14 protein-coding genes and 1 tRNA gene are annotated in these 20,568 nt (G+C 73.6%); 6 read left to right on the top strand and 9 right to left on the bottom strand.

The genetic code is table 11. The annotated features are described in order from the left end of the window. Positions 1 to 238 precede the first annotated feature (238 nt). Positions 239 to 1,744 (top strand): DoxX family protein, encoded by a 1,506-nt coding sequence (locus ACFYST_RS08775; RefSeq protein WP_387860977.1) that lies wholly within the window; start codon positions 239 to 241, stop codon positions 1,742 to 1,744. 223 nt (positions 1,745 to 1,967) lie between these two features. Here ACFYST_RS08775 and ACFYST_RS08780 read toward each other — a convergent pair whose 3' ends face one another. Together ACFYST_RS08780 and ACFYST_RS08785 are read right to left on the bottom strand one after the other, a co-directional pair. Continuing rightward, positions 1,968 to 2,405, bottom strand: a complete 438-nt coding sequence (locus ACFYST_RS08780; RefSeq protein ID WP_387643995.1) for a hypothetical protein — start codon at positions 2,403 to 2,405, stop codon at positions 1,968 to 1,970. A 183-nt stretch (positions 2,406 to 2,588) separates the two neighbouring features. Beyond that, entirely contained in the window at positions 2,589 to 3,677 is a 1,089-nt protein-coding gene (locus ACFYST_RS08785; protein WP_387643998.1) for an ABC transporter ATP-binding protein, read from the bottom strand. Positions 3,678 to 3,956: 279 nt separating this feature from the next. Here ACFYST_RS08785 and ACFYST_RS08790 point away from each other — a divergent pair. After that, positions 3,957 to 4,030, top strand: a tRNA-Thr gene (locus ACFYST_RS08790). A gap of 72 nt (positions 4,031 to 4,102) precedes the next feature. On the opposite strand, the gene ACFYST_RS08795 is transcribed toward ACFYST_RS08790, so the two are convergent. From ACFYST_RS08795 to ACFYST_RS08815, 5 genes are all read right to left on the bottom strand, one after another. After that, the gene (locus ACFYST_RS08795) at positions 4,103 to 7,018 is read right to left on the bottom strand and encodes a BTAD domain-containing putative transcriptional regulator (RefSeq protein WP_387860979.1); all 2,916 of its coding nucleotides are present in this window, start codon (positions 7,016 to 7,018) and stop codon (positions 4,103 to 4,105) included. A 419-nt stretch (positions 7,019 to 7,437) separates the two neighbouring features. Further along, on the bottom strand, positions 7,438 to 8,784 hold the full coding sequence (locus ACFYST_RS08800) for a lanthionine synthetase C family protein (RefSeq protein ID WP_387860980.1): 1,347 nt from the start codon (positions 8,782 to 8,784) through the stop codon (positions 7,438 to 7,440). Positions 8,785 to 8,980: 196 nt separating this feature from the next. Beyond that, a complete protein-coding gene (locus ACFYST_RS08805; RefSeq protein WP_387861114.1) occupies positions 8,981 to 12,043 on the bottom strand; it encodes a lantibiotic dehydratase in 3,063 nt (1,020 codons plus the stop codon). Positions 12,044 to 12,214: 171 nt separating this feature from the next. Then, positions 12,215 to 12,367: an SCO0268 family class II lanthipeptide gene (gene lanA / locus ACFYST_RS08810; protein WP_387644007.1), complete on the bottom strand. Its 153-nt coding sequence runs from the start codon at positions 12,365 to 12,367 to the stop codon at positions 12,215 to 12,217. Positions 12,368 to 12,794: 427 nt separating this feature from the next. After that, a complete protein-coding gene (locus ACFYST_RS08815; protein ID WP_387860981.1) occupies positions 12,795 to 14,126 on the bottom strand; it encodes a chloride channel protein in 1,332 nt (443 codons plus the stop codon). 183 nt (positions 14,127 to 14,309) lie between these two features. Between ACFYST_RS08815 and ACFYST_RS08820 the strand changes: the two genes are divergently transcribed. Together ACFYST_RS08820 and ACFYST_RS08825 are read left to right on the top strand one after the other, a co-directional pair. Beyond that, positions 14,310 to 14,534, top strand: a complete 225-nt coding sequence (locus tag ACFYST_RS08820) for a hypothetical protein (protein ID WP_387644012.1) — start codon at positions 14,310 to 14,312, stop codon at positions 14,532 to 14,534. 206 nt (positions 14,535 to 14,740) lie between these two features. Then, the gene (locus tag ACFYST_RS08825; RefSeq protein WP_387644015.1) at positions 14,741 to 15,292 is read left to right on the top strand and encodes a methylated-DNA--[protein]-cysteine S-methyltransferase; all 552 of its coding nucleotides are present in this window, start codon (positions 14,741 to 14,743) and stop codon (positions 15,290 to 15,292) included. Between the two features lie 14 nt (positions 15,293 to 15,306). Here ACFYST_RS08825 and ACFYST_RS08830 read toward each other — a convergent pair whose 3' ends face one another. Further along, entirely contained in the window at positions 15,307 to 16,377 is a 1,071-nt protein-coding gene (locus ACFYST_RS08830) for an ATP-grasp domain-containing protein (protein WP_387860982.1), read from the bottom strand. A gap of 360 nt (positions 16,378 to 16,737) precedes the next feature. On the opposite strand from ACFYST_RS08830, the gene ACFYST_RS08835 reads away from it, so the two are divergent. After that, on the top strand, positions 16,738 to 18,144 hold the full coding sequence (locus ACFYST_RS08835; RefSeq protein ID WP_387860984.1) for a family 2B encapsulin nanocompartment shell protein: 1,407 nt from the start codon (positions 16,738 to 16,740) through the stop codon (positions 18,142 to 18,144). 125 nt (positions 18,145 to 18,269) lie between these two features. Beyond that, positions 18,270 to 19,352 carry a family 2 encapsulin nanocompartment cargo protein polyprenyl transferase gene (locus ACFYST_RS08840; protein ID WP_387644023.1) on the top strand — a complete coding sequence of 361 codons (1,083 nt, stop codon included), beginning with the start codon at positions 18,270 to 18,272 and terminating at the stop codon, positions 19,350 to 19,352. Positions 19,353 to 19,512: 160 nt separating this feature from the next. Here ACFYST_RS08840 and ACFYST_RS08845 read toward each other — a convergent pair whose 3' ends face one another. Beyond that, the gene (locus ACFYST_RS08845; RefSeq protein ID WP_387860986.1) at positions 19,513 to 20,508 is read right to left on the bottom strand and encodes an NAD-dependent epimerase/dehydratase family protein; all 996 of its coding nucleotides are present in this window, start codon (positions 20,506 to 20,508) and stop codon (positions 19,513 to 19,515) included. Between the last annotated feature and the right edge of the window lie 60 nt (positions 20,509 to 20,568).

A 20,568-nucleotide genomic window follows, 5' to 3' on the forward strand; every position in this document is an offset into this window, starting at 1 on the left:
CGGGCCCGATCGGATTTCCCATGATCACTTCAAAGCCCCGCCCGGAATCCACCCGGGAGAGTGTCCTCCGGGCCCGTCACCCGGTTAGAGGGGTGTGGACACCAGAACACCTCGGCGTTTCGGGCAGCGCTCCGCGGGGATAGACGACGGCCCGGGCCTCAACACGGTCCGGGTTCCGTCCGACCCGGCGAAGCTCAGCAGCACCCAGGCCAGTTTCCGGGTCAGGCTCTCCGGCCCGGTGACCGCATTGATCGACCGCCCCACCGGTGCCGCCTTCGGCGACCCCTACAACCTGCAGCACGGCACCCGTCCGCTGGTCACCCCGCAGGTCGTGGTGCCCGCAGCGACGGTGCCCACGCTCGCCGGGATCACCGCCGCCTCCGTCACCGGCACCACGCCCCGCCGCAAGCCCCGGGTGGTCACCTGGAGCGGCCAGGCCGCGCCCGGCGACACCGCCGCCACCCAACTGCTCGAAGCCGTCCGGCTGAACACCGTGCCCGCCCCGGCGAAGGCCTTCTCCGAGCAGGACACCCAGCAACTGCAGGCCGTTCCCCGGCAGTACGGGACGGGCTCCGGCGCGGGCACGGGCCCGGGCTCGGGTTCGGCTTCGGGTTCGGCTTCGGGTTCGGACGAATCGTCGCGGGTCGGCGTCGCCGAACTGCTGGACGAGTCGATGCGGGTCGGCGGGCACAGCTGGCACCCCGAGGGCGAGCTGCCCGAGACGCCGTCGCTCGGCGAGGGCTCCAGGCACGCCTGGTACCCCGGCCGCCGGGTCGACCTCGGCCTGGTCCTGCTGCCGCTGCGGGTGCTGCTCGGCTCGCTGTCCGTCTACGCCGGGTTCAGCAAACTCTGCGACCCGGTGTACTTCGACGGTGGCGAGCGCGGCTCGATGATGCGCTGGCTGTCCTCGCTGCACCCCTGGAAGGTCGCCCAGCCGCTGCTGGACTTCGCGATGGCCCACCCGGTCGGCGCGGGCCTCGCGGTCTCCTTCGCGGAGATCGTGATCGGCGTGCTGTCCATCCTGGGCCTGTGGCAGCGGCTCGCCGCCGGCGGCGCGATGGCGCTGTCCGCCGCGCTGCTGTTCACCGTCAGCTGGAAGGCGGTGCCGGCCTACGACACCCCCGACCTGATCTTCCTCGCGGCCTGGAGCCCGCTGCTGATGGCCGGCGCCCCGTTCGCCTCGCTGGACGGCCGGATCGCCCTCGAGGCGTTCCGCCGCCACGGGCCCGCCGAACCCGGCGCGGTCCGGCGACGGATGCTGCGCCGCCGTTCGGTCGTCACCGCCGTGGTCGTCGGTCTGACCCTGCTCACCGGCTCGCTGCTCGGCGCCGCCGTCCGCACCGGCCGCACGCAGACACCGGTGCACCCGCCGACGGAGTACGGCACCCCGGTCTGGCCGAGCAGCGGCCCGTCGCCCTCCCCGTCCGCACCGACCACCCCGCCGTCCCAGGGACCCACCAAGGTCGCGCCCTCCCCCTCGCCCAGCCGCAGTGGCAGCGGAAAGCCCAAGCCCAGCACCGGCCCGTCCGGCGGCACCAGCCCCGCGCCGCACGCCGGGGGTGGCAGCAGCGCCGGTACGGGCGGCTCCGCAGGCGGCACGGGCACCGGCGGTGCCGGGACGGGCGGCGCACCCAGCAGCCCGCGCTCCCAGCCTTCGCACGGGGTGATCGGCGGGCTGCTGGGCAGCGGGCCGCCGCTGCTGGAGCTCGGCATGCGGCCGGCGGCCGTGAGCGAGACGGCCTGACGGCCGGTCGACGTACGGCAGGGCCCCTTCCGGGAGATCTCCTCCTGGAAGGGGCCCTTCGGTTCGGTCGGGCAGGTGGGCGAGAAACCGGGGGCGTGGGGAGCTGCGCGAAACGGAAGGCACCCGTCAGCAAGATCGCGAGCACGTGCAGGTCATTGCCCTGCGTCGCGATCTTGCTGACGGGTGCCTGGTTTCTCGCGCGGTTCCCGGTGGCGGCTGCTGTCTAGCCGACCACTCCGGCGGCGAAGGAGCCGTCGCAGACCGGGCGGGCGAAGGAGCGGGCGCGCTGGACGTCGCCCTGGTACTTCTTCACCGCGGCGCGGCCGAGGTCGCCGGCCAGGGCGCTGCAGTAGGGGGTGAGGGAGGGCTTCTCGCGCATGGTGCGCTCCAGCAGGTCGAGCGCGGTGCCCGGGTTGTGGTTCTTCAGCTCCTCCATCAGGTCGACCCGGAGCGCGTCCTGCGCGGCCAGGCCCTGGGTGTTGGGAGAGGTGGAGGTCCGGCCGATGGTGCCGTCCCCGCTGGAGGCCGCGACCACCTGCTGGTCCAGGGCCGTTGGCGGGGCCCATGGGACGCGGGTGACGGCGAGGGTGCCGGTGGTCACCAGGATCACCGGCAGGGTGAGGGCAACGGTCTGGCCGATTCGGCGAACGAGCTGTTTCACGCACAGGAGAGTAGCGGTGCGTGGCGGAATGGGCGCGCCGCGTTACCCCAACGAGTGATCGCTGTCCTGTTTTGTTCCGCCATCAGGTTGACGCGAGGGGCTGAAACGGCGGAACCCCCTGCCGGCGGCCGTCGGCAGGGGGTTCCGGTGCGTTGGTCAGCGCGCCGCGTCAGCGGCCGGCGGTCAGCGGCTGAGGCGCTCGCCGGTGGTGGCGAAGACGTGGGTCTCGTTGCCGACCGGGACGACGTGGATGGTCTCGCCGCGCTGCGGGATCTCCCGGCTGTGCACGCGGACCACGATGTCCTTGTCCTGGCCCGACACCTGGGTGGTGCCGTACACGAAGCCGTCCGCGCCCAGCTCCTCGACCACGTTGACGGTGACCGCGACGCCCTCGACACCGCCGGCCGGGACGATCTGGAAGTGCTCGGGGCGGATGCCCACCACGACGTTCTTCGCGGAGCCGGCCTTCGAGAGGTCCTCACGGTCGATGTTGATCACCGAGCCGCCGAACTTCACGCCGCCGTCCACCAGCGGAACCTCGACCAGGTTCATCGCCGGGGAGCCGATGAAGCCGGCCACGAACAGGTTGGCGGGCTTGTCGTACATGGCGCGCGGGGCGTCGACCTGCTGGAGCACGCCCTTGTCGAGCACCGCGACGCGGTCACCCATGGTCATGGCCTCGGTCTGGTCGTGGGTGACGTAGACCGTGGTGATGCCCAGGCGGCGCTGCAGGCCGGCGATCTGGGTACGGGTGGAGACGCGGAGCTTGGCGTCCAGGTTCGACAGCGGCTCGTCCATCAGGAAGACCTGCGGCTGGCGGACGATCGCGCGGCCCATCGCGACACGCTGACGCTGACCACCGGAGAGCGCCTTCGGCTTGCGGTCCAGGTACTCGGTCAGGTCGAGGATCTTGGCGGCCTCTTCGACCTTGGTGCGGATGTCCGCCTTGTTGACGCCGGCGATCTTCAGGGCGAAGCCCATGTTCTCGGCGACGGTCATGTGCGGGTACAGCGCGTAGTTCTGGAACACCATCGCGATGTCCCGGTCCTTCGGCGGCAGGTGGGTCACGTCGCGGTCGCCGATGCGGATGGCGCCGCCGTTCACGTCCTCCAGGCCGGCCAGCATGCGCAGGGAGGTGGACTTGCCACAGCCGGAGGGGCCGACCAGGACGAGGAACTCGCCGTCGCCGATCTCCAGGTCGAGCGCGTCGACCGACGGCTTGTCGGCACCCGGGTAGACGCGGGTGGCCTTGTCGTACGTCACAGAAGCCATGCTGCTTCGCTCCTTCACCGGCAGGAACGTGCCGGACGATCCGAGTAAAGGTTGGGTGGTCTCCACCGCCCCGAATGGTCTGGACCACCGACCCCGGCGCGGCTCCTCGTGACGGTACCCGCCGACCCGTTCTTTTGTCAGCCCTCGCCCGCCCCCGACTTCCGCATCGATCCGATCACGGCCCACCCCCCGCCCGTCCCCTCAACCGCCCGCATCGCCCCGCCCCCGCCCGGTACACTGCCCACTGGTGCCGACGCGGATCCCGCGGACGGCTACTGCGCCTCCTTAGCTCAGCTGGCCAGAGCACCGCTCTTGTAAAGCGGGGGTCGTCGGTTCGAACCCGACAGGGGGCTCCGGATGCAGAGGTTGACGGAGGGCCGGTCGCCGGGAGGGATCCCGGGGCCGGTCCTTCGGCGTTGGTGGGGTCAGGCGCTTTCGGTGGCGGCGATGAGGGCGTGGATTTCGGCGATCTGTTGGACGTCGGCGTTGGCGAGGCTGGCCAGGGCGGTGTGCCAGGCGGCGACGGCCTCGCGGGGGCGGTCGAGGTCGCGCAGGACGAGGCCGTGGATGTGCTCGGTGAGGCCGGTGCCGTAGCCCTCGGCGACGGAGGTGGTCCAGGCGAGGAGTTCGTGGCAGGCCGTCAGGGCTTCGGCGAGGCGGCCTTGTCGGCGGAGGGCTTCGATCCGGCCCTTGTGGGCTTCGAGTCGGAAGTCCCAGGGGGCGGTGCCGGGCGGGAAGGCGAGGGCGGCGTCGAAGTGGTGGATGGCGTCGTCGGGGGCGTCGAGTCGGAGGTAGGCGTAGCCGATGTTGCAGAGGCCGGAGACTTCGGCCGCGGTCATGCCGGCGCTGCGGCCGGCCTCGATGCTGCGGCGGTGGTGGGCGATGGCGAGGTGCGGGTCGGTGGCTTCGATCAGGTTGCCGAGGTTGCAGTGGACGGTGGCCGCGCTGAAGGCGTCGCCGTACTCCTCGGCGAGTTCGGCGGCTCGTTCCAGGACGGCCCGGGCCTCCTCGGTGCGGCCCAGGGAGGACAGCAGCATGCCGCGGTTGCCGGCGGCGTAGCGTTCCCGCTGCTGGTCGCCGAGCTGTCGCCACAGTGCCTCGCTCTGCTCGATCAGGTCGAGCGCGGGAAGGTAGCGGCCGACATCGAAGTGCGCGGCGGCCAGGTCGCCGAGTGCGTACGCCTCGGCGGTGGAGTCGGCCGCCTGCCGGGCCACTCGCAGGGCGGTCTGGTTGAGCTGGGTGAGTTCGGGGTGGCGGCCGCGGGCGCGGAGGTAGGGGAAGAGCCCCCGCACCACCGGGAGCAGGTACTCGGCAGCCCACGGTTCGGCGGCTAGCCGGTCCACCAGGACCAGCAGGTTGCCGTACTCGGCGTCTCCGAAGGCCAGCGCGGCGTCCCGGTCGAATTCGCGGCCGGGGGCGACAGCGGGCAAGTGCCGGTCCGGGTGCTTGGCCGCGTCCAGGGCCAGTGCCACGGCGGACGCGGCGCCCAGGTACCACTCGAGCGCCGCGCGGGTGAGCCGGACGCGCTGCTTCGCGTCGGCGGTGAGTTCGCGGGCGTAGTCGCGGACCAGGTCGTGCGGGACGTAGCGGTCGAGTCGCGGTTCGTCGAGGAGGGCGACCTCGGTGAGGCGGTCGAGGGCGGCGGCGGCCTGGGTGGGGGTGAGGTCGAGGACGCCGGCCAGCAGGGGGGCGGTGTATTCGGGGAGGTCGAGGGCGCCGACGGCGAGGAGGGCGTCGGCGGCGCGTTGGTCGGGGCGGCGGGTGGAGTCGCGGAGTGAGTCGTAGGTGAGGGCGAGCGACTGGCGGATGCTCAGGTCGTCGAGTTCGAGTTCGTCGAGGCGGTCGGTGCCTTCTTCCAGCCGGCCGACCAGGCCGCGGACCGGCAGGGTGTGGCGGGCGGCCAGGCGGGCGCCGACGATGCGCAGGGCGAGCGGGAGTCGGCCGCAGAGGTGGACGAGCCGGGCGAGGTCGGCCTGTTCGATGGCGACGACGGTGCGGTCGGCGGTGGCGCGGCCCGCGGTGCGTTCGACCAGGGCGATGCTTTCGCGTTCGGAGAGGGTGCCGAGGCGCAGGTGGAGTGCGCCGTCGAGGGCGAGCATCGGGGTGCGGCCGGTGATCAGTACGGCGCAGCCCGGTCCGGCGGGCAGCAGGGGGCGGACCTGGGCGAGGTCGGCGGCGTCGTCGAGGAGCAGCAGGGTGCGGGTGCCGGAGAGGGTGGTGCGCAGCAGGGCGGCGGCGGTGTCGGGGTCGTCGGGCAGTGCGGACGATTCGATGCCGAGGCCGCGGAGCAGGGCGGTGAGTGCGGGCAGGGCGCCGAGTGGGGTGAGGCCGGGGGTGGCGCCGCGCAGGTTCAGGAACAGTTGTCCGTCGGGGAATTCTTCGCGCAGCGCGTTGGCGCAGGTCAGGGCGAGGGCGGATTTGCCTACGCCGGCCATGCCGCTCAGTACGGCCGTGGCGGGCCGGTCGGTGCGGGTCAGCAGGGCGGTGCGCAGGGTGTCGAGCTGGTCCTCGCGGCCGAGGAAGTGGGCGGGCGGGGAGGGGAGTTGGGCCGGTCTGGGGCGGGTGTTGGAGGTTTCGGCGGCGGGGGTCTGCGGGTCGGCGAGGATGCGCCGGTGCACTTCCTGGACGGCGGGGCCGGGTTCGATGCCGAGTTCGTCGACCAGGGTGCGGCGCAGTCGCTGGTACACGGCGAGGGCCTGGGCGCGGCGCCCGGTCAGGTCGAGGGCCTGCATGAGCTGGCCGTGGAAGGCCTCGCGCAGGGGGAGTTCGCCGACCAGGCCGGTGAGTTCGGCGATCAGGCCGTGCGGGCGGCCCTGGCGCAGTTCGGCGTCGAAGCGCCATTCCAGGGCCTGCAGCCGCTTCTCGCGCCACTGTTCGAGTTGGGCGGCGTGGTCGGCGGCCGGTTCGGGGACGTCGGCGAGCGGTTCGCCGCGCCAGAGTTCGAGAGCGGCGGCGGTTTCGGCCAGCACCTGCGGGAGGTCCCCGGCCTGGTGGGCGGCGTGGGCCCGGTGCACGGCCTGTTCGAAGCGGAGGGTGTCCAGCTCGTCGTCGGCGACGTCCAGCCGGTAGCCGCCGGGGACGGCCCGCAGGCGCTGGCCGGGTTCGTCGCGGAGTGCGCGGCGCAGCCGGGCGACCAGGTTGCGCAGTGAGGCTTCGGCGGTGGCGGGGGCGTGGGCGCCCCACAGGGTGTCGATCAGGCGGTCGAGCGAGACCGGCCGGTTGGCGTGCAGCAGCAGGACGGCGAGCAGGGCGCGGGCCTTCGGACCGCGGACCGGGCAGTCCTGCCCGCCGTCCTGCCCGCCGTCCTGCGCCAGCAGACTGCCGAGCAATCCGAACCGCACCCGTGTGCTCCCCGTGCCGCGTGCAGGTCTCCGCCGGCTCCCACCGGTGCACGTGAGGGAGATGTTAGCTGCCGGTTATCGGCCCACCGCAGGCTGTGCTCATCGGAACGCGACCGGGTCGAGGTACTCGGACCGACGACCGAGTCGTGGACCGTCCACCCGCCGGCGGCCGGCCCACGGGCCCGCCGTTTCCCCGGCTGTACCGAGCTGCTCCGGTACCGCAGGGGGTCGACGGAGGGGGGTAGCGCACGGCGGCGACGGGGGGATCGCCGTGCTGGGGGGCGCTGGAGTGGTACCCGCGGGGGGCGGGTACCACTCCGAAGCGCGTTGCCGGTGCTCAGCTTTGCCGGCGTTCAGCGTTGGTCGGCGCTCAGCTTTGCCGGCGTTCAGCGTTGGCCGGCGCTCAGCCTTGTCGGCGTTCAGGAGAGCAGCAGCGGCATGTCCCAGTCGTGCGGGGTGCCGCCGGACGCGTAGGAGTCCAGGGCGAGCGCGACGCCGGCGGCGCCGTCCAGGTAGCCGGAGACGTCGGACGCGAACGGCTTGGCGGTCATGCTGAAGCGCAGGCCGAACGGGGCGTCCGGGTCGAACGAGTCGATCAGCCGGGCGGCGATCAGGTCGCGCCGCTGCTCGATCCGCGGATCGGCGAAGTGTTCGTTCAGGCGGCCCAGTTGGTGCAGGGCGCCGGCCCAGCCGTGGCAGAGCGCGTGGTCGGTCATGCCCCAGTCGTCGAGCGGCCGGGTGAGCAGCCGCTCGACCGAGTCGCGGGCCGTCGCGGTCCAGTCGGGGCGGTCGAGGACCGCGCCGGCGACCTGCAGGGCGCGGGAGACGCCGGGCGCCCCGTAGCACCAGGACGGCCAGCTGGGGGGCTTCCGGTAGGCGTCGGGGCCGGCCAGGTACTCGGTGAGGTCCAGGAAGCCCGGCCAGTACGGGCCGTGTTCGTCGCGCACCGCCCAGCGGACCATCAGCTCGGCGGCGCTCTCCAGCGCCTCCTGGTGGCCGGGCAGCCGGATGCCGTCCCGCCAGGCCAGCGCGAGCAGCATCAGCGGGCCCGGGACGCCGTGCGACAGGCCGAGGTTGAGGTGGCCGTCGGGCAGTAGGTGTTCGGAGCCGATCCGCGGCGCGTCCAGTGCCCACCAGCGCGGGACGCGTACGCCGCGGTGCTCGGTCTCGCCGCGGGCCAGTTCGATCAGGTAGCCGAGGACGGTCTCCAGTTCCTTGCCGCAGGTCTCGGCGCGGGCCAGCAGGTACCGGCCGACGCCGGTCATGCCGCGCACCACCTCGTAGTGGCCGATGGTGGCGAGCGGCCCGTCCGGTACGGCGGGCATCGCGGTGTGCACCAACTGCCGCTGGTAGGCGTCGAGTCGGTGCAGGGCGGTGGTGTAGCCGCCGGTGGCCCGGTTGGCGATCAGTACGGCGAACGCCAGCGCCCCGGGGCCCTTGAAGATCCCGCTGGGGGTGGTCTTCCCGTCGGCGGCGGCCCGGGTGGCGACGGCGAGCCAGCCGTGCGCCCGCGCCGTCCGGTCGGTGCCGGGCCGAGCGCCGCCGCTGAACGCCAGCGACAGGCCCGGGCTGCCGCTGCCGAGCGTCAGTTCCGCCCACACGCCCTCCGCGACCCCGTCGTCGGCGGCCTCGGCGGGGATCCGGGTGGCGGCCATGGTGGCGGCGGGGTCGGCGAGCCTGTCGAGGATCCGGTCGGACATCACCCCGGCCGCTTCGCGCAGTTCGGCCCGGTGTGAGGGCGCGGCGGTGGGTTCGGTGACGGTCATGAGGAGCTCCGGGTGGGGAAGAGAACGGTGGCAGAGCAGAGGCGGCGTGCCGTCATGAGCGGCTCCGGGGGCGTCCGGGCGAGGCAGGCCGAAGGCGCGTCGCCGGGCGGCGCAACGGGCCGGCGCCGCTTCTGGCCCCGCGCAACTCCGCCGGCTCCGTGTACAACGCCGCCGAATCCCGGTGGCTGACGCCATGTCACTGCGCGCCGCCCGCGTGGGCCCGGCGGCCGAGCAGGGAGCGCGCCGCGCCGCGCAGGACGGCGTAGCCGCGGGCCTCGGCGGCCGGGTCGCTGCCGAACAGCCGGTTGTGACGCATGTGCAGCAGCGACATCAGCGCCTCGTCGCGGTCGGCCTCGGGCGCGGCCAGCAGCAGCCGGCCGAAGGCGCGCGGCGCGGGGGAGTCCGTCCAGAGGGTGGCCAGGGCGGGGACGCCGAGAAGTTCGGCGGCGTGCCGGGCGGCGTCGCCGGGGCGGATCAGCCGGTCGGTGAGGGCGCGGTGGCGCTGGTAGACCTGGTGGTCGGGGCCCTTGCTGAACAGGTGGTCGGCCCAGCCGCACCAGTCCCAGTCGCCGAGCGAGTCCAGCAGCACGGCGTGGCCGACGGCGGCCAGCACCTCGTCCGGCACGGCGGCCGCCCCGGCGCGGCGGGCCTGCAACTGGAGGACCGCGGACTGGCTGTCCGTCAGGAACAGTTCCTCGGCGGCCTGCTGGGCGTCCGGACCGAGGTAGCGGTCGGTCTCCGGCCGGTACACGTCGAGCGCCATGGTGCGCAGCGCGCCGGTGCCGATCAGCTGCCGGACGCGCGCGCCGAGCGCGGGCAGCACCCGGGCGTTCAGGACGGCGGGGTCGCCGTGCAGACGCAGCCGCAGGTGCGGTTCGGGGTCGCGGTAGCGGAGGAAGAACCAGCGGTCGATGTCGTCGCCGAGGTCGGTGAGCAGCGCGGGCAGGTGGTCGGCGAGCAGCGTCTCGTGCGCGGACGGGTCGGCGTACAGCTTGACGAACAGCCAGTTCTCGCCGGGCAGATGGACGGCGGTCGGGGCGATGCGCAGCGCCGACCTGGCGAGCGGTGGGCGGCCGTCGGCGGGCTCCGGCGTGGGGGCGCGGAACAGCGGGACGACGATCTCGGTGCTGTGGCCGTGGTTCCAGCCGAGGCCGGCGCCGTCCGCGGTGAGGTCCTGGTAGAGCTGGAACCGCGGTTCGGGGGCGGTGAGTTCGGCGCGCAGCAGGTCGGTGTCCCAGGTTTCGCGCAGGTCGATCGGGAACATCCGGTCGTTGCTGGCGATCTGCAGCCGGTCGGGCACCCGGAAGCGTTCGCGCCACTCGCGCAGGCCCTCCGCCCAGGTGGCCGGCCCGGCGCCGCGGGCGGCGTCGCGCAGGCGGCGGCCGGGCAGCCAGCGGCGCGGGGTGGTGAGGACCCGGCCGTAGCGGACGGCGGGCAGGTAGGGCAGCGTGTCCAGGCCCGCCCAGTCCCAGCCGGACCACACCCGGGGGCGGGCGGCGGCCAGCTCGGACAGGAAGCGGGCGACCGGCGGGGCCTGCGCGTCCAGGGCGAGCATGTGCGGGAAGACGGGGACGATCTGGCGGCCGGTCTCCGGGTGCAGCAGGCGCAGCCCGTCCTCGCCGGCGGCGACCAGCAGGGTGCGCCAGTCCAGGCAGTGCGGGTCGCCGCGGTCGGCGGGCACCCCGATCGGCAGGCGGTGCGGCAGCAGCTGCGGCACCTGGACGATGTTCAGCGAGCGCGGGTCGCGCGGGGCCAGCTCGACCTGGACGGGCAGTACTGCGTTCCCGGGGGACCCGGCGGACTCGTCGGGCCCGGCGGCGAGCGCGGCGAGGCCGTCGGTCAGGCCGGCCAGGTCGGCGAACCGGCCGGCGGTGGCGCCGGCCGTCCAGGAGCCGATGTGCGGGCTGCCGAGCAGCAGGAACTCGCCGCGGTCGAGGGCGGCGGTGGAGTCGGCGAGCAGCTGGAAGCAGAGTTCCAGGGTGCGCGGCGGGCGGCTGCTGCCCGGGGTGTGGCCGGCGGCGTCGGCGAGCCGGGCGATGTCGGCGTCGTCCAGTTCCAGGTCGCGGCCGGACATGACGGCCTGCTGGACGAGCTCGGCGACGGCGTTGCGACGGGAGCGGTCGGCGTCGTCGCCGGGCCCGGAGCGCGCGTGCGTGGGCAGTGCGCCGCCGTACTCGGCGGGCAGGCCGAGGCCGCGGTGCGGGTCGGCGAGGTCTCCCAACGGGACGGCGCTCGCGGTGCCGTAGCGCTCGACGAACCGCTCCCGGTAGTCGCGCAGGTGCTCCAGCGTGGTCCACTCGGGCGTGATCGCCCAGATCGCGGCGGCGTACCGGCGCACCTCCTCGCCGATCGCCTCGGGCAGCACCAGGTCGGCGGGCATCCGCAGGTCGACCTGGACGGGCGGCCGCTCCCCGGCCCGGTCGGCCGGGTCGAGCGCCCGGACCTCGTCCAGCAGGGCCCGCCAGGACTCCAGCCCCTCGCCGGGCCGGTCGCGTTCGTGGGCGGCCGCGGCGGCGCGGACGGCGCGCAGCCCCTCGGCCGCGCCCGGCACCACGCCGTCGACGGCGGACTCGATCCTGGTCAGCAGCGCGTCGTCGATCCGGTGCGGGGTCAGCGAGGTGAGCAGGAAACCGTGCTGGACGAGGCCGGCCAGCAGCGCGTCGATCCGCTCGGCGGGCAGCTGCGGGAAGCGCCCGGCCAGGTCGTCCAGCAGCGCCGCGTACCCGACCGGCCGGGCCGCCAGCTCGCGCACCCGGGCCACCAGCGCGTTGTCGCGCACCGAGAGCTCGCGCTCGCCGGTGTGCCGCAGCAGGCGGCCGTCGCGCAGCACGGACAGGTCGTCCAGCACCACCTCGACCCGGCGGCGGACCGCCGGCACGGCCAGCCAGGCCAGCACCCGGCGGTGCAGCCAGCCGCCGTCCAGGCGCACCCGGACCTGGCCGGCCCCGGCCGGCGAGGACTTCGCGGCGGCCCCGAAGCTCGCCCGGCCGACGCCCGCGAACAGGCCGAACGGCGTGGGCCGGCCGCCCGAACGGCGGGCGTAGCGGGTCAGTGTGCGGGCGGCGCTGACGGTCCGCTTCCGGCCGAGCGCGGCCGCGCCGTCGGGCTCGCCGAGACGCTGCAGGCTGAGCGCGAGGCTGCCGCTGGCGACCTCGACGGCCTGCCGCAGCAGCGGGTTCGCGGCCAGCCGGCGCACCCCCGGGACAGGGTCGTCCGGGTCGATCCGGGCCTCGGCTCCGGTCCGGGGCGTGCTGGCCATCCGCACCAGCACCGGCTCGCGGATCTCGAACAGGTCCTGCTCAGGTCGCACGTTCGTGGTGTCCCTCACGGTCGGAAACGGCGGGCAACTGCGGCTGCGGGAGACTGCGGAGAACGAAGAACGCGGGGCGGGCCGCAGCCCGCCCCGCGCACGTGGTCTACCGACGTGACGTCAGCAGCACTTCGGGCAGCGGGTGCCGATGGCGTAGCTGCTCGGAGAGGTGAAGGTGCCCTGGCCGAACGCCTGGGTCTCGTCCGAGACCTCCGCGATGCGAAGGTCGAGGTCGAGGTCGCTGTCCTGCTGCACGAGGATCTCGTTACGCATGTTCCCCTCCAGAGGGCTCGTCGGTTCGGCCGCAACGGTGTCCCGGCCGGAGTGCCTGCTGCGAACGGGGGTTCGCTTTCGGCGCCGAGGTCAACCTTTTCCCGGCTTCCCACCATGTGGTGAGTGCCGGACTGGCCAACCTGCCGGCAGACGACCGCCGGGCGCCCGCCGAACGCCGCCGTGACCCCCGCCACCTGCGGTTCGTCGCTGACCGGCCGGTCGGTCGGGCCTGGCCGGGCGGGAAAGCGCGCTGTCCATTTCCGACGTGTGTGCGGGTGGAGGGGTTTCAGTAGTGAAAACGATGAACACTCCTGCTCCCAGGTGGTGGGAGGGGGAGCGGTGTGGCCGGTGCGACAGGAGTCCATGACCGGTTCGACGAACCTTCACCGTTTTGACTCAAACTTTGCCGCCCCGGGGTGGTATTCGGTCAACCGGCCGTGGATGACGAGTCCGACCGCCCGTGCGAAGCGTCCGCCGCCACCCGGTGCACGAACGTCGCGGTGAGGAACGACACCACCACGCAGACGATCACCAACGGCAGCGAATCCGCCGCCTGATCACCCAGCAGCGCCGCCGCCAGCACCGTGCTCGTCACCGGCAACCGGGTCACCGCCGCAGTGCTCGCCGCCAACCCCGCCGCCAGGCCCGCCGCCACCCCCAGCCCCGGCAACCCGCCCACCGCCACCCCGAGCGCCGCACCCAGCAGCACCGCCGGAAAGATCGGCCCACCCCGCAGCGACCCCAGCGCCACCCCCCAGCCCAACCCCTTGAACACCACCAGCGCCAGCAACGCCCCCACCGACCACGCCTGCGGATCCGCCGCCAACTGCCCCAGCGTCGCCTGCCCCGACAGCGCCGCCTCCTCCGGCGACCGGCCCGTCGTCACCGCGTACCCCGTCACACACAGACCCACCAGCACCGCACAGATCACCGTCCGCACCGCCGTGCGCTGCGCCGTGAACGCCGCGAACCGCTGGCCCAGCGTCTGCCCCGCGACCATCAGCACCGCGATCACCATCGCCAGCGGCACCCCCCACAGGAAGTCCGCCGCATCCGGCAGCGCCGCCTTCGGTACCTCCGGCAGCCGCAACGCCCCGATCGTCAGCCCCGTCCAGTGCCCGAATCCGGTGAACACCAGCGCGCCCACCCCCGACGACAGCAGACACGGCAACAGCAGCAAGGTCAGCTGCGGCCCGCCCAGACCCGCCGCCTCGATCATCAGCACCGCCGCCACCAGCGGACTTCCGAAGATCGTCGAGATCGCCGCGGTCGATCCGGCCGCACCCAGCATCGGCACCAGCAACGGACTGGCCTCCGGCCGCGCCCGGCCCACCGCCAGCAGCGCCAGGCCACTGCCCAGCGCCATCAACGGCGCCTCCGGACCCAGCACCGCGCCCAGCGGCAGCGCCGCCAGCGCCGCCAGCACCACCGAGGGCACCTCCACCGGCAGCGTCGGCGGCCCGCCCAGCCCGTGCACCGGCACGTGCCCGCCCCGCCCCGGCATCCGGGTCACGATCGGTGCCAGCAACAGACCCGCCAACGCCAACGCCGGCAACGGCCACCACCACGGCGCCCGCCCGTACCCCAAGGCCTCCGGCGCCGACTCCCACACCCAGTGCTGCAACTCGTGCTCCAGGCTCACGAACCCGAAGGCCGCCAGCGAGACCGGCACACCCACCAGCGCGGACACCAGCAGCAACCGCAGGTAACCGGGACTGTGGAGCAGCTCACGAATCCCGGGCGCCGCCTGCTCTGCCATCTGCGCTCCCCTGCTCACCCGCTCGCCCGCACACACCTCCTCCGACCGTCCTGCCGCCCGCCACCCCCGGCCATCCGGGCGCGCCGAACGGGCGAGCGGCGCTCGCGCGGGCCCACCGCACCGGTCGTACCGTGGACAAAAGGGGGCCCAGCCACCCGGGGGGACCGACCCGAGGAGAACCCGATGCCCGGCTCCATGACCATCGGCCACACCGACGCACTCGTGATGCTCAGCCACACCGACGCCGAACGGCTCGCCGGCGTCCTCTCCGGCCTCTCCCGCCTCGCCGCGACCGGCCAGCTCCCCGCCGCCGCGACCGCCGCCCTCTCCGGCGGCGACCCCCCGGACCGCGCCGAGCTCGCCACCTGGTGCCACCACCTGTCGGACTACCTCCGCGACCACCTCTGAGCGACAGCAGGCGGGCGCGAAAACAGGGGCGCTGGGGGTACCCCCAGCGAAGCGAGGGGGCGGAACTGCGCGAAGCGGAAGGCACTCGCCGGAAAGATCGCGACGCAGGACAACGACTTGCACGTGCTCGCGACCTCACGGACCGGTGTGCGCTTGTCGCGCAGTTCCCCGCACCCGCCCTCCCCCGAAGCCGCTAGGTTGAAGGCATGGAGCTGTCGTGGGTGACCGTGGCCACGCCGCTGCCCAGTGGCCCGATGAAGTTCGGCGTGACGGCGGACGGGGTGGCGGCGGCGACGTACGCGGGGGAGACGTTCGCGGGACGGCCGGTGGGCGTGCCGGAGTGCGGGGACGCGCGCAAGCGGTCGCTGGTGGAGGCCCGGGTCGGCGAGTACTTCGCCGGGCGGCGAACGGAGTTGGAGCTGCCGATCGACTGGCGCTTCACGACCGGACCCCAACTGGCGGTGCTGCGCTGCCTGTTGACCGAGGTGCCGTACGGCCGCACCACCACCTACGGCGAACTCGCCACCCGCAGCGGAGTGTTCGACGACCTGCCCGAGCCGGGGCTGCCGGCCCGGACGGTCGGGCAGATGATGGGGGCCAATCCGCTGCCGTTGCTGGTGCCGTGCCATCGGGTGGTGGCGGCCGACGGGCTGGGCGGGTTCGGTGGCGCCTGGCACGGGGTGGAGGTCAAGCGCTGGCTGCTCACCCTGGAAGGCGTACTGCCGCCGACCCTGGACTGGTCTGGGCCGACGGACTGACCGCAAGGGGGGAGCTACAGCAGCGCCCCGTCCAGCCGCTCCAGCGCGGGGGCCGCGGCCTGGCGCGGCAGGACTGCCTGGACGCCGGACACCAAGGTGTATTCGCCGAGCGCGAGTTCGTCCACCTCGGGCAGCAACGGCCGTGCGCCGAGCGCCAGTTCAAGAGCAGCGACAGGCAAGTTGAGCCCGCAGAGCCGGAGTTGGTGCAGTCCGCCGGACGGCCGGGTGTTGATGTCGAGCACGACGGGACGGCCGTCCGCCTCGTGCCGGAACTGGACGTTGGAGAGGTGCCCGACGCCGAACTGCTCGACCAGCCGGCGGGCCGGTTCCAGGTAGCGGGGGTCGACGGTGAAGCTGCGGCGGCGGCCCTGCTTGGTGCGGCCGACGGCGGCGAGCAGTCGCCCGTCCTGGTCGGCGAGGCAGTCCACCGACACCTCGGGGCCGTTCAGGTAGGGCATCACCAGCAGGTCGGCGGGCGCGGTGGAGGACCTCAACGCACCCATTACCTGGTCGAGTTGGACCCGCGCGTCGACGTACCCGGCGAGCCGGCGGAGGCTGAACGGTTCGCGGGTGAGGATCCGGAAGCCCTCGCCGCCGGCGCCGCTCGCGGGCTTCAGGCAGGCGGGGGCGCCGGTGGCCTCGATCTCCTCGACGGCGACCAGCAGTTGGGCCGCGGTGTCGGCGTGCAGCCACAGCGGGGTGGGCAGGCCGGCGGCGTCGAGGGCGCGGTAGCCCTCCGCCTTACTGGTGAACAGCGCGATCGCGGGCGCGGGCGGGCAGATCAGCGCGGTGCCGAGTACCTCGAATTCGCGGCGGCGCAGCGATATCGCCAACTGGTGCAGGCGGGGCAGGAATACGTCGATCCGGTGGCGGGCGCAGAATTCCAGCGCGAATTCCACGTAACTCTCGGCGGAGAGCCGGTCCGGTTCCAGAAACCCGAGGTCGGCGGCGGCGAGCACCGGCGAGTCCGGGTCGACGTGGGTGGCCAGGACGTGCACCGGGCGCGGCGCGGACCGCAGCAGCTCGATGAAGAAGACGTTCTCGGCGTAGGTGCGGTTCAGCCAGACGCGGACGGGCGCGGTCACGGAAGTCTCCCCGGAGGAGGGCGTGCCAATGGGAGGTCATCACCGACCGGTTCGCCTGCGCTGTGGCGGCGGTCACCATGCGGTGTGGGGGCCACCTTAGCGCTGTTCCGGAGCGATTCGAACAACGGGCCGGTGAGCTGTGCGGACGCTTCGAAATCCGCTGTCCGGCAGGGCCTTTCGGGGCGTGCGGGAAGGCGTCGGGGGGCTCGCGCGGATCGAACGATGATCGATCCAGTGCGCTGGTCGCACCATTCGCCTCGCACACCTGATTCACTCGCACGAGTGATTGCCGCGCTACCTGACCGGGCGTCAGCATGGTTGCCGAAAACCGCCGTCGACGCGATCACGAGGCCCTCGGACATGACGACCGAAACCACCGCCGGAACCGCCCAGCCGAGGCCGCAGAGCAGCCTCTCGGTGGCGGCGGCCAAGAACCTCGCGTCGACCACCAAGTCGGCCCCGCAGATGCAGGAGATCAGCAACCGCTGGCTGCTGCGCGCGCTGCCCTGGGTGGAGGTCTCCGGCGGCACCTACCGGGTGAACCGGCGGCTGTCGTACGCGGTGGGCCGGGGCCGGGTCGGCTTCGCGCAGACCGGCCGACAGGTCTCCGTCGTGCCGCCCACGCTCCGCGAGGTGCCGGTGCTGCGCGGCTTCGAGGACGACGAGCTGCTCGTCGAGCTGGCCGGCCGGTTCGTCCAACGGGACTTCGCGGCAGGGGAGTTGCTGATCGAGCAGGGCCGCGAGATCGACGAGGTCTACCTGGTCGCGCACGGCAAGGTCGACAAGATCGGCACCGGCCGGTACGGCGACGCCACCGTGCTCGGCACCTTCGCCGACGGCGACCACATCGGCGACGAGGCACTCACCGTCGCCGACCGCCGCTGGCCCTACAGCGTCAAGGCGACCACCGCCGGAACGGTGATGGTGCTGTCCTGGCCGGCCTTCCAGGAGCTCGCGGACCGCTCCGAGGCGCTGCGCGACCAGATCCTCGCCTTCGTCGCGGACTCCCAGCTGCCGCAGAACCGCAAGGGCGAGGCGGAGATCGGCATGTCGGCCGGCCACGAGGGCGAGTACGGCCTGCCCACCGCCTTCGTCGACTACGAACTCACGCCCCGCGAGTACGAGTTGAGCGTCGCCCAGACGGTCCTGCGGGTGCACAGCCGGGTCGCCGACCTCTACAACAAGCCGATGGACCAGACCGAGCACCAGCTGCGGCTGACCATCGAGGCGCTGCGCGAACGCCAGGAGCACGAGCTGGTCAACAACCCGGAGTTCGGCCTGCTGGCCAACGCCGAGTACAGCCAGCGGATCCAGACCCACTCCGGCCCGCCCACCCCCGACGACATGGACGAACTGCTCTGCCGCCGCCGCAGCACCAAGTTCTACCTCGCCCACCCGAAGGCCATCGCCGCCTTCGGCCGGGAGTGCAACCGCCGCGGCCTGTACCCGGAGACCGTGCAGGTGGACGGCAAGACGGTCCCCACCTGGCGCGGCGTCCCGATCTACACCTGCAACAAGATCCCGGTGGTGAACGGCTCCACCTCGATCCTGGCGATGCGCGTCGGCGCCGACAACCAGGGCGTGGTCGGCCTGCACCCCGGCAAGCTGCCCGACGAGGTCGAGCCCGGGCTGAACGTCCGCTTCATGGGGATCGACGAGAAGGCGGTCATCTCCTACCTGGTCAGCGCCTACTACTCCGCCGCGATCCTCGTCCCGGACGCCATCGGCGTGCTGGAGAACGTGGACGTCGCGAACTGGCACGACTGACCGGCACGACCGACCGCGCGGCGGGCCCGCCGTCCCGGGCCCGCCCGCCGACCGCGCCGGCACTCGGCCGACGCGGAGATCCGCCGCGCCCCGCACCCGGGGCGGGCCCAGGGGGAGGACTCACCATGGCCATCACCGTGTCCGAACGCGGACAGCACAGCGAGAACACCACCCCCGTCGAGGGCGCCCGCGACACCGCCGAGGCGCTCGCCCTGCTCGGCCGGGCCCGCACCGTGGTCGACCCGGCGCTGCGCGCCGCCGTCGACACCCTCCCGGACTCGATGCGGCAGATCGCCGGCTACCACTTCGGCTGGCTGGAGTCCGACGGCACCCCGAGCGCGGCCGGCGCCGGCAAGGCGATCCGCCCCGCCCTGGTGCTCGCCGCGACCCAGGCCGTCGGCGGCCGCCCGCAGGACGCCGTCCGGGCCGCCGCCGCCGTCGAACTCGTCCACAACTTCACCCTGCTGCACGACGACGTCCTCGACCGCGACCACACCCGCCGCCACCGCCCCACCGCCTGGCGGGTGTTCGGCACCACCGGGGCGATCCTGGCCGGCGACGCCATGCACTCCCTCGCCCTCCGGGTACTCGCCGAGGACCCCCACCCCGCCGCCGCGGCCGCCGTCCGCCGCCTCGCCGACTGCGTGGTCGAACTCTGCGCCGGCCAGCAGGCCGACTGCTCCTTCGAGCAGCGCTCCGACGTCACCCTCGCCGAGTGCCTCGCTATGGCGGAGAGCAAGACCGGCGCCCTCCTCGGCTGCGCGTGCGCCCTCGGCGCGCTGTACGCCGGCGCGGACGCCGCCACCGCCGACGCGATGGACGCCTTCGGCCGCGAGATCGGCCTCGCCTTCCAGCTGATCGACGACCTGATCGGCATCTGGGGCGACCCCGCGGTCACCGGCAAGCCGGTCGGCGCGGACCTCGCCGCTCGCAAGAAGTCCCTCCCGGTCGTCCACGCGCTCTCCTCCACCACCCCCGCCGGCGCGGAACTCGCCACGCTCTACGCTTCCGGCCGCCCCCTCAGCCCCGCAGACCTCGCCGCCGCCGCCACCGCGGTCGACCGCGCCGGCGGCCGCGCCTGGGCCCAGGGCGAGAGCTGCGAACGCATGGCCACCGCCATCAGCCACCTCGCGGTGGCAGTCCCGGACCCGACCCGCACCGACGAACTGCTCGCCCTGGCGGAGCTGGTCACCCGCCGCAGCTACTGATTGGCGAAAACACAAACAGGGGCGCGGGGAACTGCGCGAAGGGGAACGCACTCGTCCGCAAGATCGCGACGCAGGCAATGACTTGAACACTGCTTGCGACCTTGCGGACGGGCACGCGCTTGTCGCGCACTCCGCGCCCCCGGTTTCGCCCCGCCTGCCGTCACCCCCCGAGCAGCGCCTCTTCCTTCTCCGGCTCGATCCCCAACGGAGTGTCCAGCTGCCGGTAGCCGACCTCCGTACGCCCACCCGACTCCAGCCACTCCCAGGTGTCCCGGACGGTCTCCGCGAGCGGCCGGATCCGCAGCCCGGCCGCCAGCGCGGGCGCACTGTCCGCGTGCCAGGTCCCGTGCCACCCGTCCACGACCGGTGCCCAGAGCGGGAGTTCGACCCAGGGCGCGACCTCGGCGGCGAGCAGCGTCGCGTCGGGGGTCCAGACGAACTCCGCGTCGGACCCGGTCGCGGAGCGACACGCCTCCAGGAACTCGCCCATCGTCGCCGACCGGATCGGCGAGGTGGTGACGAACCGCCCGGTCGCGCGCTGTTCGGCGAGGTCGAGGCCGAACGCGGCGAAGTCCCGGGCGTCGATCAGACTGAGCGGGTTCTCGGGGGCGCCGGGTGCGAGCACGCGGCCGCCGCGGGCGATCCGGTCGAGCCACCAGGGGAGGCGGCCGATCGGTTCGTGGGGGCCGATCAGCAGGCCGCAGTTGAGGATCGTCGCGGGGCCGAAGTTGTCGAGCAGGGCGCGTTCGCAGCCGGCCTTGAGGGCGTTGGCGAACGGCTGGTCCGGCCCGACGTCGCCGGCGCATTCGAGGGTGGGGGAGTCGGCGTCGACCGGGAGGGCGGGCCAGTCGGCGAAGGCGTGGACGGAGGAGACGAAGCCGTAGTGGCCGGCCCGGTCGCGGAGCAGCCGGGCGGTGGTGGCGACGTCGTGCGGCTGCTGTCCGGAGGTGTCGATCACGGCGTCCCACTGCCGGCCGTCGATGAGCCGGTGCAGGTCATCGAGCGAGGTGCGGTCGCCGTGGACGGCCTCCACGCCGGGCAGGTCGGTGCGGCTGACACCGCGGTTGAAGGTGGTGACGCGGTGGCCGCGGGCGAGTGCCTCGGCGGCGTAGGCGCGCCCGAGGAACTTGGAGCCGCCGAGCAGAAGGATGTCCATGGCCTCAGGGTGTCCGCTCCGGCGGCCGGTCATCCGCACTCTTAGCTACGGGCAGAGCCG

Origin of the sequence: Kitasatospora sp. NPDC004614, assembly GCF_042873675.1 — a bacterium.
Lineage (GTDB): Bacteria > Actinomycetota > Actinomycetes > Streptomycetales > Streptomycetaceae > Kitasatospora.